This is a genomic window from Streptomyces sp. NPDC018947, assembly GCF_044390505.1.
Classification (GTDB): Bacteria; Actinomycetota; Actinomycetes; order Streptomycetales; family Streptomycetaceae; genus Streptomyces.
Window position 1 is genome coordinate 441,754 of the sequence record NZ_JBIRZD010000002.1, and the last position, 24,071, is coordinate 465,824.

At 73.3% G+C, this 24,071-nt stretch carries 24 protein-coding genes; 12 read left to right on the forward strand and 12 right to left on the reverse strand.

The genetic code is table 11. The features are described 5' to 3' along the window. Positions 1-11: 11 nt before the first annotated feature. From dmpG to ACH499_RS06665, 5 genes are all read right to left on the reverse strand, one after another. Positions 12-1,037, reverse strand: coding sequence for a 4-hydroxy-2-oxovalerate aldolase (gene dmpG / locus ACH499_RS06645; RefSeq protein ID WP_399014128.1), 1,026 nt, complete (start codon positions 1,035-1,037; stop codon positions 12-14). Continuing rightward, on the reverse strand, positions 1,034-1,939 hold the full coding sequence (locus ACH499_RS06650; RefSeq protein ID WP_399014129.1) for an acetaldehyde dehydrogenase (acetylating): 906 nt from the start codon (positions 1,937-1,939) through the stop codon (positions 1,034-1,036). Before ACH499_RS06650 ends, dmpG begins: the two co-directional genes overlap by 4 nt. A 14-nt stretch (positions 1,940-1,953) precedes the next feature. After that, complete coding sequence (locus tag ACH499_RS06655) at positions 1,954-2,736, reverse strand: 2-keto-4-pentenoate hydratase (RefSeq protein ID WP_399014130.1); 783 nt, start codon at positions 2,734-2,736, stop codon at positions 1,954-1,956. 177 nt (positions 2,737-2,913) lie between these two features. Beyond that, entirely contained in the window at positions 2,914-3,828 is a 915-nt protein-coding gene (locus ACH499_RS06660; RefSeq protein WP_399014131.1) for an SDR family oxidoreductase, read from the reverse strand. Between the two features lie 85 nt (positions 3,829-3,913). Then, positions 3,914-4,687, reverse strand: a complete 774-nt coding sequence (locus tag ACH499_RS06665) for an SDR family oxidoreductase (protein WP_399014132.1) — start codon at positions 4,685-4,687, stop codon at positions 3,914-3,916. Between the two features lie 77 nt (positions 4,688-4,764). On the opposite strand from ACH499_RS06665, the gene ACH499_RS06670 reads away from it, so the two are divergent. Genes ACH499_RS06670 through ACH499_RS06690 form a run of 5 tightly spaced genes read left to right on the forward strand, consistent with a single transcriptional unit; the run spans position 4,765 to position 9,189 of the window. Then, entirely contained in the window at positions 4,765-5,532 is a 768-nt protein-coding gene (locus ACH499_RS06670) for an enoyl-CoA hydratase family protein (protein ID WP_399014133.1), read from the forward strand. Continuing rightward, positions 5,529-6,392, forward strand: coding sequence for a CoA-transferase (locus ACH499_RS06675; RefSeq protein ID WP_356206366.1), 864 nt, complete (start codon positions 5,529-5,531; stop codon positions 6,390-6,392). The genes ACH499_RS06670 and ACH499_RS06675 overlap by 4 nt, the downstream gene beginning before the upstream one ends. Then, the gene (locus ACH499_RS06680) at positions 6,389-7,159 is read left to right on the forward strand and encodes a CoA-transferase subunit beta (protein ID WP_399014134.1); all 771 of its coding nucleotides are present in this window, start codon (positions 6,389-6,391) and stop codon (positions 7,157-7,159) included. The genes ACH499_RS06675 and ACH499_RS06680 overlap by 4 nt, the downstream gene beginning before the upstream one ends. Next, entirely contained in the window at positions 7,156-8,220 is a 1,065-nt protein-coding gene (locus ACH499_RS06685) for an NAD(P)H-dependent flavin oxidoreductase (RefSeq protein WP_399014135.1), read from the forward strand. The genes ACH499_RS06680 and ACH499_RS06685 overlap by 4 nt, the downstream gene beginning before the upstream one ends. Before the next feature lie 33 nt (positions 8,221-8,253). After that, on the forward strand, positions 8,254-9,189 hold the full coding sequence (locus tag ACH499_RS06690; RefSeq protein WP_399014136.1) for a tyrosine-protein phosphatase: 936 nt from the start codon (positions 8,254-8,256) through the stop codon (positions 9,187-9,189). Positions 9,190-9,318: 129 nt separating this feature from the next. Here ACH499_RS06690 and ACH499_RS06695 read toward each other — a convergent pair whose 3' ends face one another. The 4 genes from ACH499_RS06695 to ACH499_RS06710 are packed head-to-tail and all read right to left on the reverse strand — an operon-like array spanning position 9,319 to position 13,085. Continuing rightward, on the reverse strand, positions 9,319-10,476 hold the full coding sequence (locus tag ACH499_RS06695; RefSeq protein WP_356206577.1) for an acetyl-CoA C-acetyltransferase: 1,158 nt from the start codon (positions 10,474-10,476) through the stop codon (positions 9,319-9,321). Between the two features lie 27 nt (positions 10,477-10,503). Further along, positions 10,504-11,091 (reverse strand): TetR/AcrR family transcriptional regulator, encoded by a 588-nt coding sequence (locus ACH499_RS06700; protein WP_356206575.1) that lies wholly within the window; start codon positions 11,089-11,091, stop codon positions 10,504-10,506. Between the two features lie 45 nt (positions 11,092-11,136). Next, positions 11,137-11,922 (reverse strand): SDR family oxidoreductase, encoded by a 786-nt coding sequence (locus tag ACH499_RS06705; RefSeq protein ID WP_356206572.1) that lies wholly within the window; start codon positions 11,920-11,922, stop codon positions 11,137-11,139. Beyond that, positions 11,919-13,085, reverse strand: coding sequence for an acyl-CoA dehydrogenase family protein (locus tag ACH499_RS06710; RefSeq protein WP_356206570.1), 1,167 nt, complete (start codon positions 13,083-13,085; stop codon positions 11,919-11,921). The genes ACH499_RS06705 and ACH499_RS06710 overlap by 4 nt, the downstream gene beginning before the upstream one ends. A 101-nt stretch (positions 13,086-13,186) precedes the next feature. Between ACH499_RS06710 and ACH499_RS06715 the strand changes: the two genes are divergently transcribed. Genes ACH499_RS06715 through ACH499_RS06735 form a run of 5 tightly spaced genes read left to right on the forward strand, consistent with a single transcriptional unit; the run spans position 13,187 to position 18,712 of the window. Further along, positions 13,187-14,044 carry an enoyl-CoA hydratase gene (locus ACH499_RS06715; RefSeq protein WP_356206568.1) on the forward strand — a complete coding sequence of 286 codons (858 nt, stop codon included), beginning with the start codon at positions 13,187-13,189 and terminating at the stop codon, positions 14,042-14,044. Further along, complete coding sequence (locus ACH499_RS06720; protein ID WP_399014137.1) at positions 14,044-15,216, forward strand: acyl-CoA dehydrogenase family protein; 1,173 nt, start codon at positions 14,044-14,046, stop codon at positions 15,214-15,216. The genes ACH499_RS06715 and ACH499_RS06720 overlap by 1 nt, the downstream gene beginning before the upstream one ends. After that, positions 15,216-16,205, forward strand: a complete 990-nt coding sequence (locus ACH499_RS06725; protein ID WP_356206563.1) for an acyl-CoA dehydrogenase family protein — start codon at positions 15,216-15,218, stop codon at positions 16,203-16,205. The genes ACH499_RS06720 and ACH499_RS06725 overlap by 1 nt, the downstream gene beginning before the upstream one ends. 30 nt (positions 16,206-16,235) lie before the next feature. Continuing rightward, complete coding sequence (locus ACH499_RS06730) at positions 16,236-17,642, forward strand: MFS transporter (RefSeq protein ID WP_399014138.1); 1,407 nt, start codon at positions 16,236-16,238, stop codon at positions 17,640-17,642. Then, positions 17,639-18,712: an acyl-CoA dehydrogenase family protein gene (locus tag ACH499_RS06735; protein WP_399014139.1), complete on the forward strand. Its 1,074-nt coding sequence runs from the start codon at positions 17,639-17,641 to the stop codon at positions 18,710-18,712. The genes ACH499_RS06730 and ACH499_RS06735 overlap by 4 nt, the downstream gene beginning before the upstream one ends. A 72-nt stretch (positions 18,713-18,784) precedes the next feature. On the opposite strand, the gene ACH499_RS06740 is transcribed toward ACH499_RS06735, so the two are convergent. The 3 genes from ACH499_RS06740 to hsaD form a co-directional block, all read right to left on the reverse strand. After that, on the reverse strand, positions 18,785-19,393 hold the full coding sequence (locus ACH499_RS06740) for a PadR family transcriptional regulator (protein WP_392830086.1): 609 nt from the start codon (positions 19,391-19,393) through the stop codon (positions 18,785-18,787). A 118-nt stretch (positions 19,394-19,511) separates the two neighbouring features. Beyond that, on the reverse strand, positions 19,512-20,045 hold the full coding sequence (locus ACH499_RS06745; protein WP_399014141.1) for a flavin reductase family protein: 534 nt from the start codon (positions 20,043-20,045) through the stop codon (positions 19,512-19,514). A gap of 12 nt (positions 20,046-20,057) precedes the next feature. Further along, complete coding sequence (gene hsaD, locus ACH499_RS06750) at positions 20,058-20,930, reverse strand: 4,5:9,10-diseco-3-hydroxy-5,9,17-trioxoandrosta-1(10),2-diene-4-oate hydrolase (RefSeq protein WP_399014142.1); 873 nt, start codon at positions 20,928-20,930, stop codon at positions 20,058-20,060. 399 nt (positions 20,931-21,329) lie between these two features. On the opposite strand from hsaD, the gene ACH499_RS06755 reads away from it, so the two are divergent. Next, positions 21,330-22,265, forward strand: coding sequence for an IclR family transcriptional regulator (locus ACH499_RS06755; protein ID WP_399014143.1), 936 nt, complete (start codon positions 21,330-21,332; stop codon positions 22,263-22,265). Positions 22,266-22,500: 235 nt separating this feature from the next. Then, positions 22,501-24,045, forward strand: a complete 1,545-nt coding sequence (locus ACH499_RS06760) for a FadD3 family acyl-CoA ligase (protein WP_399014144.1) — start codon at positions 22,501-22,503, stop codon at positions 24,043-24,045. The last annotated feature ends 26 nt before the right edge of the window (positions 24,046-24,071 follow it).

A 24,071-nucleotide genomic window follows, 5' to 3' on the forward strand; every position in this document is an offset into this window, starting at 1 on the left:
GTCGGTCCGCGTCACTTCTTCGCGGCGAGTTCCACGGCGATGTCGATGAGCTGGTCCTCCTGGCCGCCGACGAGGCGCCGCTCGCCCGCGCGCAGGAGGATCTCGGCGCCCGAGACGCCGTAGCGTTCGGCCTGCCGGTAGGCGTGCTTGAGGAAGCTGGAGTAGACGCCGGCGTGGCCCATGAGCAGGGCGAGCCGGTCGAGCCGGCACTCTTCGTCCATGACCGGGCGGACCACGTCCTCGGCCGCGTCGATGATCTTCAGTACGTCGATGCCGGTGCGGATGCCCATCTTGGCGCAGACGGCGACGAGCGCTTCGACGGCGGTGTTGCCCGCGCCGGCGCCGAGCCTGCGGGTGGAGCCGTCGATCTGCAGGGCGCCTGCCTTGACGGCGGCGACGGAGTTGCCGGTGCCGAGGGCGAGGTTCTCGTGTCCGTGGAAACCGACCTGGGCGTCGTCGCCGAGTTCGGCGACGAGGGCCTCGACGCGGGCGGTGACGTCGTCCATGACCATGGCGCCGGCCGAGTCGACGACGTAGACGCACTGGCACCCGGCGTCGGCCATGACGCGGCCCTGCTTCGCCAGGTTCTCCGGGGTGGTCGCGTGGGCCATCATCAGGAAGCCGACGGTCTCCAGGCCCCTGTCCCGGGCGAGTCCGAAGTGCTGGACGGCGATGTCGGCCTCGGTGCAGTGGGTGGCGACGCGGCAGATGCTCGCGCCGTTGTCGCGGGCGGCGAGGATGTCGTCCTTGACGCCGAGTCCCGGGAGCATCAGGAAGGCGATCCTCGCCTGCCGGGCGGTGTCCACGGCGATGCGGATGAGGTCCTGCTCGGGGGTCTTCGAGAAGCCGTAGTTGAAGGACGAGCCGCCGAGTCCGTCGCCGTGGGTCACCTCGATCACCGGGACGCCGGCGTCGTCGAGGGCCGCGACGACGGACCGTACGTCCTCGCCGGTGAACTGGTGCCGTTTGGCGTGCGAGCCGTCGCGCAGCGAGGAGTCGGTGACGCGGATGTCGAGGGTGTCGGAGTAGGTCCTCACGCGATGATTCCCTTCGCGAACTCCTCGCCGACCTTGGTGGCGGCGGCGGTCATGATGTCCAGGTTCCCGGCGTACGGCGGCAGGTAGTCGCCGGCGCCCTCGACCTCCAGGAAGACCGCGACGCGCGCCATGCCGCCGTTCTCGGGGCGCGGATCGTCGAACTGGGGCTCGGCGCGCAGCCGGTAGCCGGGTACGTACGTGGCGACCTGTTCGGCCACCTCCTTGACGGACTGGGTGACGGCGTCGCGGTCGGCGTCCTCGGGGATGGCGCAGAAGACGGTGTCGCGCATGATGACCGGGGGGTCGGCGGGGTTGAGGATGATGATCGCCTTGCCGCGTTCGGCGCCGCCGATGGTCTCGATGCCGCGTGAGGTGGTGCGGGTGAACTCGTCGATGTTGGCGCGGGTTCCGGGCCCGGCGGAGACGGAGGCCACGGACGCGACGATCTCGGCGTAGGACACGGGCACGACGCGGGAGACGGCGTGGACCATGGGGATGGTGGCCTGCCCGCCGCAGGTGATCATGTTGACGTTGGGTTTGTCGAGGTGCTCGCGCAGGTTGGCGGGCGGGACGACGGCGGGGCCGACCGCGGCCGGGGTGAGGTCGATCGCCCTGATGCCGAGTTCGGCGTAGCGGGGGGCGTTGGCGCGGTGGACGTAGGCGGAGGTCGCCTCGAAGACGAGGTCGGGGAGTTCGTCCTGCGCCAGCAGCCGGTCGACGCCCTCGTGACTGGTCTCCAGGCCGGCCCGGCGGGCGCGGGCCAGGCCCTCGCTGCCGGGGTCGACGCCGATCATCCAGCGGGGTTCGACGAGTTCGGAGCGGAGCAGCTTGTACAGCAGGTCGGTGCCGATGTTGCCGGATCCGACGATCGCTGCGGTCGCCTTGGTCTTGGTGGGCGGCATGTCTGTGCATCACCTCAGGTGAACGAGAGGGACACCGGGCCCAGCCCGGTGAAGTCGGCGGTGAAGGTCGCTCCCGCCGCCACGTCGACGGCCCGGGTGCAGGAGCCGGGCAGTACCAGGTGCCCCTTCTTCAGGGACACGCCGAAGCGGGCGACGGTGCGGGCGAGCCAGGCGACGGAGACGGCCGGGTCGCCGAGCACGGCGTCGCCGCGCCCCTCGGCCAGCAGCTCACCGCCGCTGGTCAGCCGCGCTTCGATCGCCTTCAGGTCCAGCTCGCGAGGGTCCTTTCCCTCCCCGATGACGAATCCGGCGGAGGAGGCGTTGTCCGCGATGGTGTCGGCGATCGAGATCCGCCAGTCGCGGATCCGGCTGTCGATCAGCTCCAGGGCGGGGACGACGCGTTCCGTGGCGGCGAGCACGTCCGCCGTCGTGCACCCCTCGCCGGGCAGGTCGGCGCCGAGGACGAAGCCGACCTCCACCTCGACGCGCGGGGAGCAGTAGCGGGAGACGGGGACGGGACGGTCCTGGCTCAGCTCCATGTCGTCGAGCAGGTGGCCGTAGTCGGGTTCGTCCACGCCCATCATGCGCTGCATGACGGGGGACGACAGCCCGACCTTGTGGCCGCGGACCTCGGCCCCGGCGGCGACCCGGTGCCGGATGTTGACGAGCTGGATCTCGTAGGCGTCGTCGGTGCCGATCTCCGGGAAGGTCCCGGTGAGCGGGTCGACCGGCGAGCGGCGGAGCTCCGCGTCACGCAGGATCTGCGCCGCGTGCTGCCTCTGGGGGTCCGTGAGCATGGGGGTCCTTCGCGGTGCGGTGGGCTGTTCGGGGAGGCTAAGCGGGGCGCTCCCCCGGCGGGGAGCGCGAGTTCCCGCTGACCGGGAAAGGCGGGACCGGGCGGCCGGGCGGCGTCGACGCACGCCCTGCCGGGGTGGGGTCGCCGTGTCCGGTGTGCGGGCCGTGGTCCGCCGCTGTCACCGCGCGCCGTACACCGGCTGCGGGGGCTCGGCCTCGGCCAGCAGTGCGAGGGCGGTCCGGCCCGCCTCGGCCGGGGTCCAGCGGGCGCCCTTGTCCGCGGTGGGGCCGGGCCGCCAGCCCTCCATGACGGTGATCCGGCCGGCCTCGGCCTCGAAGACCCGGCCGGTGACTCCGGCGCAGGCGTCCGAGCCCAGCCAGACGACGATCGGGGAGACGTTCTCCGGGGCCATGGCGTCGAACCCGCCGTCCTCGGGGGCGGCCATGGCCTTGGCGAAGGCGGTTTCGGTCATCCGGGTGCGGGCGGCCGGGGCGATGGCGTTGACCTGGACGCCGTAGCGGGCCGTCTCGGCGGCGGCGACCAGCGTCAGCGCCACGATGCCGGCCTTCGCCGCGGCGTAGTTGCCCTGGCCGACGCTGCCCAGCAGGCCGGCGCCGGAGGCGGTGTTGACGACGCGGGCTCGCGGGATGCGGCCCGCCTTCGCCTCGGCCCGCCAGTGCGCGAGGGCGTGCCGCATCGGCAGGAAGTGGCCCTTGAGGTGGACGCTCATGACGGCGTCCCAGTCGTCCTCGTCGAGGTTGACGAGCATGCGGTCGCGCAGGAACCCGGCGTTGTTGACCAGGGTGTCGAGGCGGCCGAAGGAGTCCAGCGCGGTGGTGACGAGCGAGGCGGCGCCGTCGGTGGTGGTGATGTCGCCGTGGTGGGCGACGGCCTGCCCGCCGAGCGCGCGGATCTCGTCGGCGACCCGCTGGGCGGGGTCCTCGGTCCCTCCGGTGCCGTCGAGGCCGACGCCGAGGTCGTTGACGACGACGCTCGCGCCCTCGGCGGCGTAGGCGAGGGCGTGGGCGCGGCCGAGTCCGCGGCCGGCTCCGGTGACGACGACGACGCGCCCGGCGCAGATTCCGCTGGTCATGATGGTCCTGCCTTTCACGAGGTGGGGTGTTCCGCCGCCGTCCGCGCGGGAGTGGCGAACGCGGACGGCGGCGGGACGGGGACGGTCAGTTGACGGTGGCGGCGTCGAGGAAGGCGGGGCGTTCCCCTCCGCCGTGGACGTGCAGGGCCGCGCCGCTGATGTACGCGGCGCGGGGGGAGGCGAGGAAGACGCACGCGTCGCCGACGTCGGCGGGCTCGGCGAGCCGGCCCAGCGGCACGGTGCGGGCGACGGCGGCGATGCCGTCCTCGTCCCCGTAGTGCAGGTGGGACAGTTCGGTGCGGACCATGCCGAGCACGAGGGTGTTGACCCGGATGCGGGGCGCCCACTCGACGGCCATGGAACGGGCGAGGTGCTCCAGGCCCGCCTTGGCGGCTCCGTACGCCGCGGTCCCCGGTGAGGGACGGGACCCGCTGACGCTGCCGATCATCACCATGGACCCTCCCCCGCTCCGTCGGCGCATCACCTCGTACGCGGCGAGCGACGCGTTGAGCGGTGCGAGCAGGTTCAACTCGACGACCCGGGCGTGCTGGTGGGCCGCTCCGTCGCCGAGCATCCGGAACGGGGCGCCGCCGGCGTTGTTGACCAGGGTGTCGAGCCGCCCGTAGTCGCTCTCCACCCGGGCGAAGAACCGGCCGGTCGCCTCCGGGTCGCGGAGGTCGACGGGGAGGAAGCGGGCCGTGCGGCCCGCTGCCTCGACGGGCCGGTCCGGGGCCCTGCGGGCGCAGGTCACGACCTGCGCGCCGGCTTCCAGCAGGGCGCGGGCGACACCCGCGCCGACACCCCGGGTTCCGCCGGTGACGACGGCGACGGAGCCGGACAGATCGGTGATCGCTGCCACGTGACACCTCCCGCAGCGGCGGATCCGCTGCTACCTTTCCCTAACAAACGTTTGGTGGAAAGGTAGCTGATCTGCTCATGGGTGTCTCCACCTCAGCCCCCGGCGAGGGCATCGCCGTCGTCACCGTGGACGTCCCTCCGGTCAACGCGCTGCCCGTACAGGGCTGGTACGACCTGGCCGCCGCGGTGCGCGCGGCCGGGGCCGACCCGGCGGTGAACTGCGTGGTGCTCACGGCCGCGGGCCGCGGGTTCAACGCCGGCGTCGACATCAAGGAAATGCAGCGCACGGCGGGGTACGACGCCCTGATCGGGGCCAACCGCGGCTGCTACGAGGCGTTCGCCGCGGTCTACGAGTGCGAGGTCCCGGTGGTCGCCGCCGTGCAGGGTTTCTGTCTCGGCGGCGGCATCGGCCTGGTCGGCAACGCCGACGCGATCGTCGCCTCCGACGACGCCACGTTCGGGCTGCCCGAGCTGGACCGGGGCGCGCTCGGCGCGGCGACCCACCTCGCCCGGCTGGTCCCGCAGCACCTGATGCGGACCCTGTACTACACCTCGCGCACCGTCACCGCCGCGGAACTGCACCGGCACGGCTCGGTGTGGCGGGTGGTCCCGCGCGAACTGCTGCACGAGGCCGCGCTGGAACTGGCCCGGGAGATCGCCGCCAAGGACGGCCGTCTGATCCGGCTCGCCAAGGCCGCGATCAACGGGATCGACCCGGTGGACGTCCGCCGCAGTTACCGCTTCGAGCAGGGCTTCACCTTCGAGGCCAATCTCGCCGGCGTCGCCGACAAGCACCGCGACGCCTTCGTTTCGTCCAACGTTTCGTCCAAGGAGGAGCGGCAGTGAGCGACAAGACGATGACCGCCGAGGAGGTCGTCGGCCGTCTCGAGAGCGGCATGACGATCGGCATCGGCGGCTGGGGCTCCCGGCGCAAGCCGATGGCGCTGGTGCGCGCGCTGCTCCGCTCGGACGTCACCGACCTGACCGTCGTCTCCTTCGGCGGCCCGGACGTCGGGCTGCTCGCCGCGGCAGGGCGGATACGCAAGCTCGTGGCCGCGTTCGCCACCCTCGACTCCGTCCCCCTCGAACCGCACTTCACGGCCGCCCGGCAGCGCGCCGCCTTCGAGATGGTGGAGCTGGACGAGGCGATGGTCATGTGGGGGCTGACGGCCGCCGCTCAGCGACTGCCGTTCCTGCCGGTCCGGGCCGGTCTCGCCTCGGACGTGATGCGGGTCAACCCGTCGCTGCGCACGGTCGTCTCCCCCTACGAGGACGGTGAGGAGCTGGTCGCCGTCCCGGCGCTGCGGCTGGACGCCGCGCTCGTCCATCTCAACCGGGCCGACGCCCGGGGCAACGCCCAGTGCCTGGGCCCCGACCCGTACTTCGACGACCTGTTCTGCGAGGCCGCCGACGCGGCGTACGTCTCCTGCGAACGCGTCGTGGACACCGCGGACCTGCTCAAGGAGGCCGGTCCGCAGTCCCTGCTGGTCAAGCGGGCGTTCGTCAACGGTGTCGTCGAGGCGCCGAACGGCGCCCACTTCACCTCCTGCGTCCCCGACCACGACCGCGACGAGGCCTTCCAGCGGGCCTACGTCGAGGCGGCGCGGGATCCCGAGGCCTGGGCGGCCTTCGGCGAGCGGTTCCTGTCCGGTGACGAGGACGCGTACCAGGCCGCGGTGGCGGCGTTCCACGAGGAGGAAGCATGAGCGGCGGCACGACGACGGCGACGCGGGCCGAGTACTGCGTGGTGGCGTGTTCCGAGGTCTGGCGGGGCGCGGGTGAGGTGCTGGCCAGCCCGATGGGCACCATCCCGGCGATCGGTGCCGGGCTGGCGAGGCTCACCTTCTCCCCCGACCTGCTGATGACGGACGGGGAGGCGCTGCTCGCCGGCGACGTCGGGGCGGTGGGTGAGAAGGCGCGGGTGGTCGAGGGCTGGCTGCCCTACCGGCAGCACCTCGCGATGGTCGCCACCGGCCGGCGCCACGTGATGATGGGCGCGAGCCAGCTCGACCGGCACGGCAACCAGAACATCTCCTGCATCGGCGACTGGGACCGGCCCGCGCGGCAGCTGCTGGGCGTGCGCGGCGCTCCCGTCAACACCCTCAACAACCCCACGAGTTACTGGATCCCCCGGCACTCGCGGCGGGTCTTCGTGGAGCGCGTCGACATGGTCTGCGGAGTCGGCTACGACCGTGCCGCCGCGGCCGGCCCGTCCGCCACGCGCTTCCACCGCATCCCGGACGTCGTCACCGACCTCGGCGTGTTCGACTTCGAGACGCCGGACCGGACGATGCGCGTACGCTCGCTGCATCCCGGCGTCACGGTGGACGAGGTGGTCGAGGCCACGGGCTTCGCGCTGGCCGTGCCCGACGAGGTCGCCCGTACGCGCGAGCCCACCGCCGAGGAGCTGCGGCTGATCCGGGAGGTCGTCGACCCCGCCGGACTGCGCGAGCGCGAGGTGCCGTCCGCATGAGCGACGCGACGTTCCGGACCCCGCTCACCGAACTGGCCGGGGTCCGGCACCCCCTCGTGCAGACGGGCATGGGCTGGGTCGCCGGCCCGCGCCTGGTGTCGGCCGCCGCCAACGCGGGGGCGCTGGGCATCCTGGCCTCCGCCACCATGCCCGTCGACCGGCTGCGCGCGGCGGTGCGGGAGGTCAAGTCCCGTACGGACGCGCCCTTCGGGGTCAATCTGCGGGCGGACGCGGGGGACGCGGCCGAGCGGGTCCGCGTCATCATCGACGAGGGCGTCAAGGTCGCCTCCTTCGCGCTCGCCCCCTCCCGCGAGCTGATCGCGCGGCTCAAGGACGCCGGTGTCGTCGTCGTGCCGTCCATCGGCGCCCGGCGGCACGCGGAGAAGGTCGCCGCGTGGGGCGCCGACGCGGTGGTGGTGCAGGGCGGGGAGGGCGGCGGGCACACCGGGTCCGTCGCCACCACCGTGCTGCTCCCCCAGGTCGTCGACGCCGTCGACATCCCCGTGATCGCGGCCGGCGGTTTCCGGGACGGGCGCGGGCTCGTGGCGGCGCTGGCCTTCGGCGCCGCCGGGATCGCCATGGGCACCCGGTTCCTGCTGACCTCCGACAGCACCGTCCCCGACGCGGTCAAGGCCAGGTACCTGGCGGCGACCGTGCAGGACGTCACCGTCACCACCAAGGTGGACGGGCTGCCCCACCGGATGCTGCGCACCGACCTGGTCGACGCGCTGGAACGCTCGGGCCGCGCCGCCTCGCTGCTGCGGGCGCTGCGCCACGCCGCGGCGTTCCGGCGCGAGAGCGGCATGAGCTGGGCGCAGATGCTGCGCGACGGCCGGGCGATGAAGCACGGCAAGGAACTGTCCTGGAGCCAGGTGCTGCTGGCCGCCAACACGCCGATGCTGCTGAAGGCGTCGATGGTCGAGGGGCGCACCGACCTCGGGGTGATGGCGGCCGGGCAGGTCGCGGGGCTGATCGACGACCTGCCGTCCTGCGCCGAGCTCGTGGAGTCCGTGATGGCCGAGGCCCGGGCCGTCCTGCACGACCTGCCCCACCCCGAATGAGACACCGCCCGCTCTCTGCCTGGAGATGATCCCATGCGAGTTGCTCACGTCCGCCGGGTGACCGGAGCCGTCGTCACCGCCGTCGCCCTCGGCTGCCTGCCCGCCTGGTCCGGGGCCGGCGCCACGGCGGCACCGCCCGCCGCCGCGGCCCCGCCGGACGCCGGCGCCGGCGCCACCACCGTCCGCCGCGTCGTCCTTCAGGGCGCCGTCAACGTCCGCGACCTCGGCGGCCACCGCACCGCGAAGGGGCGCGAGGTGCGCCCCGGGCAGGTCTTCCGCGCCGACGCCCTCGGGAAGCTGACCGACGCGGACGTCTCGGCACTGGCGGCGCTGCACCTGCGTACGGTGGTGGATTTCCGTGTCCCGCTGGAGGTCCGGGGGGACGGCGCCGACCGCCTCCCGGCCGGCCTCACCGCGGTCTCCCGGCCGGTGAACGACCGGGGCCTGTACGGGACGGTCATGGCGGTGATCGGCTCCGCGGACCCGGCCGAGCAGGAGAGGGTGCTCGCGGGCGGGAAGGCGGAGCGGTTGATGCGGGAGATCTACCGCAGCTTCGTCACCGACCCGGACACCCGCCGTCAGTTGGCGGCGACCCTGCGGGACCTCGCGGAGCGCGGGCAGTCGCCGCTGCTGTTCCACTGCACGTCGGGCAAGGACCGCACCGGCTGGATGAGCTACGTGCTGCTGCGCGCCCTCGGGGTCCCGGCCGGGGCGGCCGAACGGGACTACCTGCTGTCCAACGCCTACCGCGCCGAGGCGGACCGCGCGACCCGCGAGGGGCTGAGGAGGGCCGGGCTGATGGAGGACCCGGAACTGCTCGTCCCGCTCCAGGAGGTCCGCGGGGAGTACCTGGACGCCGCTCTGGACCAGGCCGCGCGCGACTACGGCGGCTTCGAGGGCTATCTCACCGAGGGCCTCGGCCTGGACACACCGGTCCTGGCCAGGCTGCGCGCCCGGCTGCTGAGGTGAGCGAGGGACCACGACGAAGGCCCGTCCGCCCCGAGGGCGGACGGGCCTTCGTCGTACGGCCGCGGGACCGGCGACGGCGGGCTCTCCTCCCGCGGCCGGGGTGCCGGCGCGGGAGGGGACCCCCTCGGGTCAGAGCCGCTCGATGATGGTGACGTTGGCCTGGCCGCCGCCCTCGCACATCGTCTGGAGGCCGTAGCGGCCGCCGGTGCGCTCCAGTTCGTGCAGCAGGGTCGTCATCAGCTTGGTGCCGGTGGCGCCGAGCGGGTGGCCCAGGGCGATGGCGCCGCCGTTGACGTTGACCTTCTCCGGGTCGGCCCCGGTCTCCTTCAGCCAGGCCAGCACCACGGACGCGAAGGCCTCGTTGATCTCGACCAGGTCGATGTCGTCGAGCGTCATCCCGGCCTTCTTCAGGGCGTACGCCGTGGCGGGGATCGGCGCGGACAGCATGCGGATCGGGTCCTCGCCGCGCACCGACAGGTGGTGGACGCGGGCGCGCGGGGTCAGTCCGTGCTCCCGGACGGCGCGCTCGCCGGCGAGCAGCATCGCGGAGGCGCCGTCGGACACCTGCGAGGAGACGGCGGCGGTCAGCCGGCCGCCCTCGACCAGCGGCTTGAGGCCGGCCATCTTCTCCAGGGTGGTGTCGGGGCGCGGGCCCTCGTCCCGGGCGACGTCCCCGTACGGGACGATCTCGCGGTCGAAGCGCCCTTCCTCGGTGGCCCGGACCGCCCGCAGGTGGGAGCGCAGCGCGAACTCCTCCATGTCGCGGCGGGAGATGTCCCAGTCCCGGGCGATGAGTTCGGCGCCGTGGAACTGGTTGACCGGCCGGTCGCCGTAGCGGGCGCGCCAGCCGTGGGAGCCGGCATAGGGGCCCTCGGTCAGTCCGAGCGGCTCGGCGGCCCGGCGGCTGGCGAAGGCGATCGGCACCTGCGACATGTTCTGGGTACCGCCCGCGACCACCAGGTCGCTGGTGCCGGACATGACCGCCTGGGCGGCGAAGTGCACGGCCTGCTGGGAGGAGCCGCACTGGCGGTCGACGGTCACGCCGGGCACCTCCTCCGGCAGCCCCGCGGCCAGCCAGCAGGTGCGGGCGATGTCGCCGGCCTGCGGGCCCACGGTGTCCAGACAGCCGAAGACCACGTCCTCGACGGCGGCCGGGTCGACACCCGAGCGTTCCATCAGCGCCGTGAGCACATGGGCGCCGAGGTCGGCCGGATGGGCGGCGGACAGGCCACCGTTCCGCTTGCCGACGGGGGTGCGGACCGCTTCGACGATGTATGCCTCGGCCATGGCCGTTCCTCTTCTCTGTGTACGGGATCAGGTGCGCAGGGCGATCCCCTCCAGCACCATGGACAGGTACTGGCGGGCGATCTCCTCGGGGCTGTGCTGTCCGTCCGGCCGGTACCAGGAGGCGGCGACCCACACGGTGTCGCGCACGAACCGGTAGGTGAGCCGGACGTCGAGGTCGGCGCGGAAGACCTCGGCCTTCACTCCTCGTTCGAGGGTGCCGAGCCACGCCTTCTCGAACCTCTGCTGCGAGTCGGCGAGGTAGCCGAAACGGGGCTGGGTCTGGAGATGCCTGGCTTCCTTCTGGTAGATGGCCACCGCGGCGCGGTGCCGGTCGATCTCCCGGAAGGACTCGGTGACGAGGGCCTCGATCGTCTCTCTCGGGCCGAGGTCGGAGGCGAGCACGGCGTCGTACCGGCCCCACAGGTCCTCGAGGAACGTGGAGAGAATCTCGTCGAGCATCGACTCCTTGGAGTCGAAGTGGTAGTAGAGGCTGCCCGCGAGCATGCCCGCGGCGTCCGCGATCTTGCGGACGGTGGTGGCGTTGTATCCCTGGGCGGCGAACACCTCGGCCGCGGTGGCGAGGATCTCCTCACGCCGCTCGGGTGACGGACTCATCGTGGCTTTTCTGCTGCTGCTTTTCGGCACGCGGCCATTGTCGCCTCATGGGTGCTGGCTGCTGACGGAGAGGACCTCACCGGTCATGTACGAGGCGTAGTCGCTGGCCAGGAAGACGATCACGTTGGCCACCTCCCACGGCTCCGCGTAGCGCCCGAAGGCCTCGCGGGAGGTCAGCTCCTCCAGCAGCTCGGGGGTGGTGACCTTCACCAGGTGGGGGTGCATGGCGAGGCTGGGCGACACGGCGTTGACGCGCACGCCGTACTCGGCGGCCTCCAGTGCGGCGCAGCGGGTGAGGGCCATCACGCCGGCCTTGGCGGCGGCGTAGTGCGACTGCCCCTTCTGCGCCCGCCAGCCGATCACCGAGGCGTTGTTGACGACGACGCCCCCGGCGCCCGCCGCCTTCATGCGGCGCAGGGCGGCGCGGGTGCAGCGGAAGGTGCCGTTGAGGGTGACGTCGAGGACTTTGTCCCACTGTTCGTCGGGCATGTCGACCAGGTCGCAGGTGCCGCCGAGCCCGGCGTTGTTGACCACGACGTCGAGCCGTCCGTGCCGTTCCTCGGCGAGGTCGAAGAGCGCCGCGACCTGGTCCTCGTCGGTGACGTCGCAGGGCAGTGAGGTCACGCGGCCGGCTCCGAAGGCGGCGGACAGTTCCGCCTCCGTCTCCTTGAGGCGGCGTGCGTGGGCGTCGGAGACGACGACGTCGGCGCCCTCTTCCAGGAGACGTCTGGCCGTCGCGCCGCCGATCCCCGCGCCCGCCGCGGCGGTGACGACGGCGGTACGGCCGGCGAGCAGCCGGTGGCCGGGCACGTACGGGGGCGCCGGGGTCATGGGCGAGCCTCCTTGGGCAGGCCGAGCACGCGCTCGGCGATGATGTTGCGCTGGATCTCGTTGGATCCGGCGTAGATGGTGTCGGCGCGGGAGAACAGGAACAGGCGCTGGAAGTCGTCGAGGTCGTATGGCTCGCCGGCGGCCAGCATGCCGTCGGCGCCGCAGACGTCCATGGCGAGTTCGCCCAGTTCCCGGTGCCAGGTGGCCCAGAAGATCTTGCCGATGGACGCCTCGGGTCCGGGCGCTCCGGCGGCGACGCCGTCGAGCATCCGCAGGGCGTTGCACCGGATGATCTCCAGGCCGGTCCAGGCCCGGGCGATCCGGTCGCGGATCAGCGGGTCCCGCGCGGCGCCGTTGCTCCTGGCCCGTGCGATGACGGCCTCCAGCTCGCGGCGGAAGCCGACCTGCTGCCCCAGGGTGGACACACCGCGCTCGAAACCGAGCGTGGCCATGGCGGTCCGCCAGCCGTCGCCCGGCGCTCCGACGATGTTCGCCGCCGGAGTGCGGGCCTCGTCGAAGAACACCTCGTTGAACTCGCAGGTGCCGGTGAGCTGGGTGATGGGCCGCACGTCCACGCCGGGCTGGTCCAGCGGCACCAGGAGGTAGGACAGGCCCTGGTGCCGGGTGGAGCCGGGTTCGGTGCGGGCGACGACGAAGCACCACTGGGACTCGTGCGCGAGTGACGTCCAGGTCTTCTGTCCGGTGACCACCCACGCGTCTCCGTCGAGCCGGGCCCGGGTGCGGACGTTGGCCAGGTCCGACCCGGCGTCCGGCTCGCTGTAGCCCTGGCACCACAGTTCCTCGACCGCGACGATCGGGGGAAGGAAGCGGGCGCGCTGCTCGGGTGTCCCGAAGGCGATCAGGGTGGGGCCGAGCAGTTGCTCCCCGATGTGGCCGACCCGCGCGGGGGCGTCGGCGAGGGCGTACTCCTCGTGGAAGGCGACCTGCTGTTCGAGGCCGGCGCCGCGGCCTCCGTACTCCTCGGGCCAGCCGACGCAGGTCCAGCCCGCGGCGGCCATGTGCCGCTCCCACGCGAGGCGTTCGTCGAAGGCCTCGTGCTCACGGCCCGGCCCGCCGCGACCGCGCAGGCGGCCGAACTCCCCTGTGAGGTTGGCCCGCAGCCAGGTGCGGACCTCGGTACGGAACTCCTCGACGCTGGTCATGGGCGGCTCCGGGTGACTCTTGGCGAAGGACGGTTCGGCTTCTCGACGGCCGGTGGCCCGTACGTTAACCTACCAAACACTTGTTAGGGAAGGAGGGGCGGATGTCCCCTGCCCGCACTGAATCCACCGAACCCGTCCGCTACGAGCGCCGGGGCGCCGTCGCCGTGGTCACCCTGGACCGGCCCCGGTACCGCAACGCCCAGAACTCCGCGATGACCTACGCCCTGGACCGGGCCCTGTACCGCGCGGCCGACGACGACGAGGTCAAGGTCGTCGTCCTGGCCGGGGCGGGCGAGCACTTCTCGGCCGGCCACGACATCGGCACCCCCGAGCGGGACGCCCACCTGCCGTTCGACCGCAAGGCCGGCCTGTGGTGGGACCACTCGGACAAGGAGGGCGCGGAGAGCCGTTACGCCCGCGAGTCCGAGGTGTACCTCGGCATGTGCCGCCGCTGGCGCGAACTGCCCAAGCCGCTGATCGCCTCCGTGCAGGGCGCGTGCGTCGCCGGCGGGCTGATGCTCGCCTGGGTGTGCGACCTGATCGTGGCCTCCGAGGACGCGTTCTTCGCCGACCCGGTGGTGCGCATGGGCATACCGGGCGTGGAGTACTTCGCCCACCCGTGGGTGATGCCGCCGCGCATCGCCAAGGAGTTCCTCTACACCGGCGACCGGATGAGCGCCCGCCGCGCCTACGAGGTCGGCATGGTCAACCAGGTCGTGCCCCGCGACGAACTCACCGGCCACACCCTGCGGTTGGCGGACCGGATCGCGGCGATGCCCCGGCTCGGGCTGGCGCTGACCAAACGGGCCGTCAACCAGGCCGAGGACCTCCAGGGCCTGCACGCGGGCATGGACTCGGTCTTCGGGCTGCACCACCTGGCACACGCGCACAACGCCGAGACCGCGCGGGACTCGCTCGGCGGCATGGACGTCCGCGCGATGAAGGAGGCGTCGTCCTGATGGACCTCGACCACACCCCGCGGGAAGAGGCGTTCCGCGCGAAGGCCCGCGCCTGGCTGGCCGACCATGTCCCGGCGGTGCCCCTGCCGTCGCTGGAGACCGCCGAGGGTTTCGCCGCCCACCGCGCCTGGGAGCGCACGCTGTTCGCCGACCGTTGGTCGGTGGTCTCCTGGCCCGAACAGTACGGGGGACGGGGAGCCTCCCTCGTCGAGTGGCTGCTCTTCGAGGAGGAGTACTACGCCTGTGGTGCGCCCGCGCGGGTCGCGCAGAACGGCATCAGCCTCCTCGCACCGACCCTGATGGAGCACGGCACGGCCGAGCAACTGGCCCGGATCCTGCCGCCGATGGCGAGCGGCGAGGTCGTCTGGGCGCAGGCGTGGTCGGAGCCGGAGTCCGGGTCCGACCTGGCGAGCCTGCGCTCCACGGCCGAACGCACGGACGGCGGATGGCTGGTGAGCGGGCAGAAGACCTGGTCGTCCCGGGCCGCCTTCGCGGACCGCGCGTTCGGCCTCTTCCGCAGCGACCCCGGCGCCGACCGGCCGCACCGCGGACTGACCTACCTCATGTTCCCGCTGGACGCCGAGGGGGTGACGGTGCGCCCGATCGCCCGCATCGACGGCAAGCCGGCCTTCGCGGAACTCTTCCTCGACCGCGTCTTCGTCCCGGACCACGACGTAATCGGCGAGCCCGGGCAGGGCTGGCGGGTGGCGATGAGCACCGCGGGCAACGAGCGCGGGCTGTCCCTGCGCAGCCCCGGACGGTTCACCGCGGCGGCCGACCGTCTGGTGGCGCTGTGGCGTGCGTCGGCGGACCCCGGCGACACCGCCCTGCGCGACCGGGTCGCCGACGCGGTCATCGGCGCCCGCGCCTACCGGCTGTCCGGCTGGGCCGCGGCCTCGCGGACGGCGGCGGAGGGCGGCGGGTCCGGCGCCGCCTCCAGCCTCAACAAGGTGTTCTGGTCCGAGCTGGACATCGCCCTCCACGAGACCGCCCTGGACCTGCTCGGGCCCTACGGCGAGCTGTCGGACACGGCCGGGGACGCGCCCGCGCACGGGAGCTGGGCCGAGGGCTACACCTTCTCCCTGGCCGGGCCCGTCTACGCCGGCACCAACGAGATCCAGCGCGACATCATCGCCGAGCGGCTGCTCGGCCTGCCGAAGGGACGGCGCTGATGCGTTTCCTCCTCGACGACGAGCAACGGGCGTTCGCCCGCTCCCTGGACGACATGCTCTCCGCGGCCGGAACCGCCGCCGTCGTACGGGCCTGGGCAGCCGGGGACACCGCGCCCGGCCGCGCCCTGTGGACGCGACTGGCGGAGGCCGGCGTCTTCGCGCTCGCGGTGCCGCAGCGGCACGACGGTCTCGGGCCGCTGCCCGTCGAACTCGCCGTCGCCTTCACGGAACTGGGCCGCCACGCGGTGCCGGGTCCGCTGACGGAGACGGTGGCCGCCGCGGTCTTCCTCGACCGCCTCGGCGACGACGCGGCGGCCTCCGCCTGGCTGCCGGGCATCGCGTCCGGCAGGACCGTCGCCTCCCTCTGCGTGCTCAGCGAGGACAGTCCGTACGCCCTGGACGCCGACATGGCCGACGCGGTCCTCGTCGTGGACGACGACACCGTGCACCTGGCCGACGGCGCCGGCCCCGTCCAGCCGTCCGCCGATCCGGCGCGCCGGCTGGCCCGGCCGCTCGGCGGGACCGTGCTGGCGCGCGGCCCGGAGGTCGCTGCCGCGGCCGCGTACGCCGCCGACGCCGCGGCGCTGATGACGGCCGCGCAGGCCCTCGGAGTGGGCCGCACCCTCCTCGCGGAGACCGTCTCCTACGCCCGGCAGCGCACGCAGTTCGGGGTGGCGATCGGGTCGTTCCAGGCGGTCAAGCACCGGCTGGCCGACACCCTGATCGCCCTCGAGTTCGCCCAGCCCCTGATCCACGCCGCGGCCCTGGCCGTGGCCCGCGACGACCCGGCCTGCGGGCGCGAGATCGCGGCGGCCAAGGTCGCCGCGTGCGAGGCGGCCCACACCGCCGCGCGCAGCGCCCTCCAGATCCACGGCGCCCTCGGCTACACCGAGGAGCTCGACCTCTCCCTGTGGATCCGCAAGGCCCGCGCGCTGCGCTCCGCGTGGGGCACCCCGGCCGCCTGCCGCGCGCGCGTCCTCGCCGTCTGATCGCGTCCCCGCACCCCTCTGGAGTCAGTCATGTCCGCTGCACCGCCACCGCCGAGAGCCGAGGGCCCTGTCCCCGACCCCGCTCTGCTGCGCAAGGTGGCTCTGTCCAGCCTGCTCGGCACGGTCATCGAGTACTACGACTTCCTGCTCTACGGCACGATGGCCGCGCTGGCGTTCGGCCGGCTGTTCTTCCCCGAGTCCCACGAGACCGCCGGCATGATCGCCTCGTTCGGCACGCTGGCCGCCGGCTATGTCGCGCGGCCCGTCGGCGGCGCCCTCTTCGGGCACTTCGGCGACCGGCTCGGCCGCAAGTCCATGCTCGTCCTCACGATGGTCCTGATGGGCGGGGCGAGCTTCCTGATCGGCGTGCTCCCCACCTACGGGACGATCGGCATCGCGGCGCCCGTCCTCCTCGTCCTGTGCCGCGTCGTCCAGGGCATCGCCATCGGCGGCGAGTGGGCCGGCGCCACCCTGATGGTCGTCGAGCACGCCGACGCCCGGCGGCGCGGACTGTGGAGCGGTGTGATGCAGATGGGGTCGCCGCTCGGCTTCCTGCTGTCCACGCTCGCCATCACCGCGACCACCTGGCTCCCGCAGGACCAGTTCCTCTCCTGGGGCTGGCGCCTGCCGTTCCTGTTGAGCGCGCTGCTGCTCGCCGTCGGCCTGTACGTGCGCATCAGCGTCACGGAGAGCCCGCTGTTCCGGCAGGCGGCGCAGGAACGGAACGCGGAGGCGGCGCCCCGCATGCCGCTGGTGCGGGTGCTGCGCGATCCCCGGACGCTGGTCCGCGCCTGCGCCGTCGGCATCGGTCCGTTCGCCCTGACCGCGCTGATCAGCACCTTCATGCTCACCTACGCCACGTCCATCGGGTACGCGACCTCCGACGTGATGACCGGGCTCCTGTTCACCTCCGTCGCGGGGCTGGTCGGGATCCCGTTCTTCTCCGCGCTCTCCGACCGCCTCGGGCGCCGGGCGGTCGTGCTCGGCGGTGCCGTGGGCGTCGTCGTCCTCGCGTTCCCCGTCTACGCGCTGGTCGACACGGGATCCACGTCCCTGCTGATCCTCGGCATGGTCGTCGGACAGGTGGTGCAGTCCGCGATGTACGCGCCGCTGGGGCCGCTGCTGTCCGAGCTGTTCGGCACCCGGGTCCGCTACACGGGCGCCTCCCTCGGGTACCAGCTCGCCGCCCTGGTGGGCGGCGGGTTCACCCCCATGATCGCGGGCAGCCTGGTCTCCGCGGGGAGCGACGTCTCCAGCACGCCCCTCGTGGTGCTGGCGGTCTCGTGCGGGCTGGTGACGGCGCTCGCCATCTGGCGGACGGCCGAGACCCGCGGCCGGGATCTCACGGACGACCCGGGGCCCGGCGCGGCGCCCGGATCCCGGCGCGTGCGTCACGGCGCGCCGGACGAAGCGGTACGGAAGGGAGCGGACAGGTGAGGTTCACGGAGGAACACGGGGAACTGAGGTCCGCCGTACGGGCGTTGCTCGCCAAGCACGAGGGTGCGGCGGCCTGGGGGCCGTTGACCGAGCAGATCGGCGTGGCCTCGCTCGCCGTCCCCGAGGAGTACGGCGGCGCGGGCTGCGGGGCCCGTGAGGTCCACGTCGTCATGGAGGAGCTGGGCCGGGCGCTGAGTCCCGTGCCCTACCTGGGTTCCGCGGTGCTGTCCGTGCAGGCCCTGCTGGTCTCCGGCGACAGCGGGGCGTGCGCGCGCCTGCTGCCGCGGCTCGCCGCGGGGGAAACGGTGGGGGCCCTGGCGTGGGCGGAGCGGGGGTCCTGGGACGCGGCGGCGATCCGTGCCGAGGCCGTCCCCGGACCGGACGGCGGCTGGCGGCTGACCGGGACCAAGGAGTTCGTGCTGGACGGCGCCGGGGCCGGGCTGCTGCTCGTGGCGGCCCGGACCGGGGCCGGGCTCTGCCTGTTCGAGGTGCCCGTCGACGGCGCGGGCGTGCGCCGCGAGCCGTCGGTGACGATGGACGGGACCCGGGCACAGGCGCGCATCGTGCTCGACCGGGCCGAGGGGCGGCTCATCGGCGCCGAGGCAGACGGCGACCGGGTCCTCGGGCACGTCCTGGACCTGGCCTGCGCGGCGCTCGCGGCCGAGCAGACCGGCGCCGCCGAACGCTGCCTGGAGCTCACGGTCGCCCATGCCGGGGAGCGGGTGCAGTTCGGCCGGCCGGTCGGATCGTTCCAGGCGGTCAAGCACCGGCTCGCGGACGCGTACGTGCTCGTGGAGACGGCACGGTCGGCCGCGTACGGCGCGGCGTGCGGGGCCGACGACGGGTCACCGGATCTGAGCCGCCGCGCGGCCGTCGCCAAGTCGGCGTGCTCGGAGGCTTTTTCGACGGTGGCGGGCGAGACGATCCAACTGCACGGCGGCATCGGCATCACGTGGGAGCACGACGCGCACCGCTACTTCAAACGCGCGCACGGCTCGGCCCAGCTCTTCGGGTCACCCGCGTGGCACCGGGGACGGCTCGCCGAGGAACTGGGGCTGACGGCGGCCTGACCTCGCCCGGGCGCCCGGCCCCTTCGGGAGTGCGTGGGACGGGCTCCCACGGGCTCCCGGAGGGGCCGGGCGCTAGGACCGTCTGCGCTCCAGCTCCTCCACGTCGGACAGCATCGCGTCGGCCAGGTCCCGTTCCGCGGCGTAGTAGCGTTCCGCCCACTTCAGGGCGAGCTGCGGATACGCCCATGCCTCTTCCGTGCCGGCGCCCTCGGCGTCGGCCTCGGCCTGCCGGCGCATCGTCTCCGCGTACTCACGGTGCCGTCCGAGCACCTCGCGCATCTGCTCGGGGCGCGTCAGGTGGCCGAGCCAGAGCCGCAGCACGACGCCGTGCTTGAGCACCGGCGGCTCCACGGGGGACTGCCGCGCCCAGGTGCGGACGGCGTCCATGCCCTCGTCGGTGATCCGGTAGACGCGCTTGCCGCGCCGGCCCGTCTCCTGGGCGACCGTACGCGAGGTCACGTAACCCTCTTTGTCGAGCCGCTTCAGTTCGCCGTAGATCTGGCTGAAGGAGGGGCTCCAGTAGAAGAAGCGCAGCGACCAGTCGGCCCACTTCTTCAGGTCGTACCCGGACAGCTCCTCGCCGAAGGAGAGCAGTCCGAGCACCGCCCAGCTCGTCGCGGGCAGTGGCGGCCGGGCCGCGTCCTTCGCCGGTGCGCCGCCGCTCGCGCTGTTCTGCGTCACGCCCGCAGTGTACGGTCAGCGACCGCGCGGTGGGCTTGCGCGCCCCGAGCGCGCGACGCGTCCGGGCCCCGGGGAGTCCCCGGGGCCCGGACGCGTCGCGGTCCGGCCGTGGCCGTCGTCAGCGGAAGACGCCCCTGGCGAAGTCGCTGCGGAAGTACAGGAGCGGGTTGCCGTCCTCGCGGGCCGCAAGTTCCAGGACGCGGGCGATGACGACGTAGTGGTCGCCGGCCTCCACGACCTCGCGGACGGCGCAGTCGATGTGGGCGAGCGCCCCGTCGATGCGCACGGCGCCGTTGCGGGACAGCGACCAGCTCACTCCGGCGAACTTGTCGCCTCCTCTGCGGCCGAGCGCCGCGCAGACGGCCTGCTGGTCCTCGGCGAGGACCGAGATGCCGAAGCGGCCCGCCGCCTCCACCTTGGGCCAGCTCGACGACGTCCGCCCGACGCAGACCAGGACCAGGGGCGGGTCGAGGGAGAGGGACGCGAAGGACTGGCAGGCGAGGCCCGCCGGTGTGCCGTCCTCGTCGGCGGCGGCGACGACCGTGACACCGGAGGCGAACCGGCCCAGGACATCGCGGAAGTGGTCCATGTCGATGTGTTCGCGCTCTTCCGGGCAGCGTTCCCCGGACTCGCGCAGCATCAGCCGTTCCATGCGCGTGGCCCTTCAGTGGGTGAAGAAGTCGATGGCGAGCCGGTTGAACTCGTCGAACTTCTCGGTCTGGGCCCAGTGGCCGCAGTGCGGGAAGACGTGCAGCCGGGCGTTCGGGATCGTCTTGAGGGCGACGAACGCGCCGTCGACCGGGTTCACCCGGTCCTCGCGCCCCCAGGTGAGGAGCACGGGCTGGGTGAGGCGGTGGGCCTCGCGCCACAGCATGGTGCGTTCCGCCCAGGCGGGGTTGGCGAACGCGGCGCCCATGCGGGCCGCGCCGAGCCGCGCCTCGGGGTCGGTGGCCTGGGCGTAGCGCTCCTGGAGGAAGTCGTCGGTGACGACGGAGGAGTCGTACGCCAGGGTGGTGAGGAAGGTCCGCATCTGCTCGCGGGTGGGCTGTGGGGCGGAGTTGAACGCGAAGAGGTGCTTGATGCCCTCGGTGGGGTCGGGCGCGAAGATGTTGACGGAGATCCCGCCGGGGCCCATCAGCAGCAGCCTGCCGGCCTTGGCCGGGTGGTCGAGTGCCAGCCTGGTGGCGGTGCCGCCGCCGAGGGAGTTGCCGACGAACCCGGCCTGCGCGATGCCGAGTTCGTCCATGAGGGCGGCGACGGCGTTCGCGCTGTAGGTGAAGTAGTCCGTGTCCGGCTCGGGTTTGTCGCTCTTGCCGAAGCAGGGCTGGTCGACGAGGAGGGTGCGCAGACCGGCCCGCGCGAAGGGGGCGAGGTTGCGTCCGAAGTTGGACCAGGCGGAGGCGCCGGGCCCGCCGCCGTGCAGCATGATCACCACGGGGGCCTCCGCGGAAGCGCCCTCGGGTCCCGCCTCGTGGTAGTGGAGTGTGAGACCGCCCGCCTTGACCGTGCGGGAGGTGGAGTCGTAGTCGTACGTCACAGCATCGTGTCCTCTGTCTCGAGGCCGAGGGCGATCCGGCCGGCCCTGTCCAGCCCGCTCCGGGTCGTCGGCGGCGTGTCCGCGGCCGGTGTGCGTGTCGCGCCGGACCGGGCCGCCCCCCGGCACGGGCGCGGCTCGCCGTGAGGTCCGGTCGGCGGGATGACAGGACCGTAGGACGCCGACGGTGCGGCGCAGAAGGAGGGGTTCCCGCTGAGCGGGAAGCGGCCCGGGGGGCAGGCGGTGCCTCGTGACCGGATCGCGCACGCCGGGCTCGGTATTTCTAACCGAAATACATACCTCCGACTCCTTCCCGCCCCCGCGGGTGGCGTGGCATGGTCGGTCCAGCGCCTGACGACATGCGCGCGTTCACCGATCATCCCGTTGATCAGGGGGTTTGCTGTGCTTCATGAGGCAGTGGCGGACGAGCGGACCGGACTTCCCCCGAGAGACGACCAGGGCCGGACGGCACCCGGGAGGTCGGCCGATTCCACGCCGGACGCGGCGCCCCTGTCCCTGCTGAAGAAGGCCGAGAAGGTACTGGCTGCCTTCGACGGGACGCAGCCGCGGCTCTCCCTCACGGAGGTCATCCGCCGCTCGGGTCTCAGCCGCTCCTCCGCCCACCGCATCCTCGACCAGCTCGTGCAGCTCCGCTGGCTGGAACGGGAGGGCCGGGACTACCGCATGGGGATGCGCATCCTGGAGCACGGCGGACTCGCCGCCCACCACAACCGGCTGCTGCGGGCGGCCCTGCCCAAGCTGGACGATCTGCACGAGGCGACCGGCAAGCTCGTCCAGCTCTACGTCCTGGACGGCACCGAGGTCGTCTGCCTGGAGCGCATCGGCTGCCTCGACGCCCAGGTGGTCCCGACCCGCGTCGGCGCCCGCCTCCCCGCGCACTGCACCGCCGCCGGCAAGGCCATCCTCGGCTTCGGCGACCCGGCGTGCGTGGAGCGGGTGGTGGCGGCCGGCCTCCATCCCCGCACCCACCGCACGGTGACGCACTCGGCGCCCTTCCGCACGGAACTGCTCTCCGTGCGGGACCGGGGCGTCGCCTTCGACTTCGAGGGGACCTACCCGGGGCTGGTGTGCGTGGCGGCTCCGCTGCGGGGCGCGGGACGGGCGATCGCCGCGGTCTCCGTGTCGTCGATGGGCGGGCACCGCTCGCTGGAGCGGCTGATCCCGCTGCTCCAGTCGTGCACCCGGTCGATCTGGGCCGAGCTGCACGGTCCGGGCCGGGCCGCCCGGTTCGCGCCGCCGGTGGAGGCGCCCCCGACGGAGGCACCCGTCCCGATGGGCGACATCATGCGGTGGGCGCGCTCGCACAGTTGGATGTGACGCCGTACGGCCGCGAGGGCGGGCTCCCCGGCACCCGGGGGCCCGCCCTCTGCCGTACCCGCCGAGGGCGTCCCCCGCGGCGGCCCGCCCCGTGCCGAGCGGGCCGGCGGACGGAATCCCGCTGACCGGGAACTCGCCCCTGCGCCGCGCCGTCCCCGGCTGCCACTCTCCTCCCGGCTGTAGTTCCAGGCCCGCGCCCCCGGGGGCGCGGGCGGCAGGGAGGACGTGACGGATCATGAGCGGCGCGCAGACGATCGCCCGGCTCGCGGACTGGGCCGCGCAGAAGTACGGCGACGAGGAGGCCCTGGTCTTCGGCGGGGACCGCTGGACGTTCACGGAACTGCGCGAGCGGATCGCCGAGGTGGCGCGGGCGGTGATCGCGCAGGGGATACGTCCCGGCGACTCGGTCGCCGTGTGGGCGCCCAACAGTGCCCGCTGGGTGGTGGCCGCGCTGGGAGCGGTGACGGCGGGCGCGGTGCTGATCCCCCTCAACACCCGCTACCGGGCGGCCGAGGCGGCGGACATGCTGCGCCGTTCCGGAGCCCGGCTCCTCTTCACCGAGCACGACTTCCTGGGCACGGACTACCGCGCGCTGCTCGCCGGTTCGGGCGAGGAACTGCCGCTGCTGCGGACCACGGTGGCCCTGCACGCACCGGAGTGGGACGAGTTCCTGTCGGGCGCGGACGGGGTGGGCGAGGAGGAACGCCTCGCCCGCTCCGCCGCCGTCCGCCCCTGCGACACCGCCGACATCCTCTTCACCTCCGGCACCACCGGCCGGCCCAAGGGGGTTCCCACCACCCACGGGCAGAACCTGCGCGTCTACGACGCCTGGGCCCGGTCGGTCACCCTCCGGCACGGCGACCGCTACCTCCTGGTGAACCCCTTCTTCCACACCTTCGGCTACAAGGCCGGCGTCATCGCCTGCCTGCTGCACGGGGCCACGATCGTCCCCGAGCCCGTCTTCGACGCGCGCACCGTCCTCGCCCGGATGCAGGACGAGCGCATCTCCGTCCTGACCGGCGCGCCCACGGTCTTCACCTCCCTCATCCACCACCCCGAGCGCGGGGCCTACGACCTCTCCTCGATGCGGATGGCGGTCACCGGAGCCGCGAACATCCCCACCGAACTCATCGACCGGATCCGCGAGTGCATCGGCGCCCGGAACATCAGCACGGCGTACGGGCTGACCGAGGCGAGCGGCGTGGTCACGATCTGCCGGCCGCACGAGTCCCCCGAGACCCTGGCCCGCACCTCCGGAACGGCCCTGGAGGGCACCGAGTTGCGCATCGACGCCCCGCCCGGGCAGCCCGGCGAGATCCTGACCCGCGGCTACCACGTGATGCGGGGCTACCTGGACGACCCGGAGGCCACCGCCGACGCGGTCGACGCGGACGGCTGGCTGCACACCGGGGACGTCGGTGTGCTGGACGAGCGCGGATGCCTGCGGATCACGGACCGGCTCAAGGACATGTTCGTCGTGGGCGGCTTCAACGTGTACCCGGCGGAGGTGGAGCAGGTGCTGCGCGGCCACCCGGCCGTGATGGACGCGGCGGTCGTCGGCACGCCGGACGAGCGGCTCGGCGAGGTCGGCGTCGCGTACTGCGTGCCGGCGGCCGGGGCCCGTATCGACGCGGCGGAGCTGACCGCGTACACCCGTGAGCACCTCGCCAACTTCAAGGCGCCGCGCGCCTTCCACCGCCTGACCGAGCTGCCGCACAACGCCGCGGGAAAGGTCGACAAGGCCGCGCTGCGGCGGCTGGCGCGGGACACGCCCGCGTGAGCACGGGCCGCGCGGCCACCCCGCTC

What these genes read in the sequence shown, in the direction of transcription:
- ACH499_RS06730 (WP_399014138.1), top strand. Translation starts at nt 16,236, where the DNA reads ATGTCCGCTGCACCGCCACCGCCGAGAGCCGAGGGCCCTGTCCCCGAC.
- ACH499_RS06660 (WP_399014131.1), bottom strand. Translation starts at nt 3,828, where the DNA reads ATGACCAGCGGAATCTGCGCCGGGCGCGTCGTCGTCGTCACCGGAGCC.
- ACH499_RS06685 (WP_399014135.1), top strand. Translation starts at nt 7,156, where the DNA reads ATGAGCGACGCGACGTTCCGGACCCCGCTCACCGAACTGGCCGGGGTC.
- ACH499_RS06705 (WP_356206572.1), bottom strand. Translation starts at nt 11,922, where the DNA reads ATGACCCCGGCGCCCCCGTACGTGCCCGGCCACCGGCTGCTCGCCGGC.
- ACH499_RS06700 (WP_356206575.1), bottom strand. Translation starts at nt 11,091, where the DNA reads ATGAGTCCGTCACCCGAGCGGCGTGAGGAGATCCTCGCCACCGCGGCC.
- ACH499_RS06650 (WP_399014129.1), bottom strand. Translation starts at nt 1,939, where the DNA reads ATGCCGCCCACCAAGACCAAGGCGACCGCAGCGATCGTCGGATCCGGC.
- ACH499_RS06720 (WP_399014137.1), top strand. Translation starts at nt 14,044, where the DNA reads ATGGACCTCGACCACACCCCGCGGGAAGAGGCGTTCCGCGCGAAGGCC.
- ACH499_RS06715 (WP_356206568.1), top strand. Translation starts at nt 13,187, where the DNA reads ATGTCCCCTGCCCGCACTGAATCCACCGAACCCGTCCGCTACGAGCGC.
- ACH499_RS06670 (WP_399014133.1), top strand. Translation starts at nt 4,765, where the DNA reads ATGGGTGTCTCCACCTCAGCCCCCGGCGAGGGCATCGCCGTCGTCACC.
- ACH499_RS06745 (WP_399014141.1), bottom strand. Translation starts at nt 20,045, where the DNA reads ATGGAACGGCTGATGCTGCGCGAGTCCGGGGAACGCTGCCCGGAAGAG.
- ACH499_RS06690 (WP_399014136.1), top strand. Translation starts at nt 8,254, where the DNA reads ATGCGAGTTGCTCACGTCCGCCGGGTGACCGGAGCCGTCGTCACCGCC.
- ACH499_RS06760 (WP_399014144.1), top strand. Translation starts at nt 22,501, where the DNA reads ATGAGCGGCGCGCAGACGATCGCCCGGCTCGCGGACTGGGCCGCGCAG.
- ACH499_RS06655 (WP_399014130.1), bottom strand. Translation starts at nt 2,736, where the DNA reads ATGCTCACGGACCCCCAGAGGCAGCACGCGGCGCAGATCCTGCGTGAC.
- ACH499_RS06725 (WP_356206563.1), top strand. Translation starts at nt 15,216, where the DNA reads ATGCGTTTCCTCCTCGACGACGAGCAACGGGCGTTCGCCCGCTCCCTG.
- ACH499_RS06710 (WP_356206570.1), bottom strand. Translation starts at nt 13,085, where the DNA reads ATGACCAGCGTCGAGGAGTTCCGTACCGAGGTCCGCACCTGGCTGCGG.
- ACH499_RS06695 (WP_356206577.1), bottom strand. Translation starts at nt 10,476, where the DNA reads ATGGCCGAGGCATACATCGTCGAAGCGGTCCGCACCCCCGTCGGCAAG.
- ACH499_RS06680 (WP_399014134.1), top strand. Translation starts at nt 6,389, where the DNA reads ATGAGCGGCGGCACGACGACGGCGACGCGGGCCGAGTACTGCGTGGTG.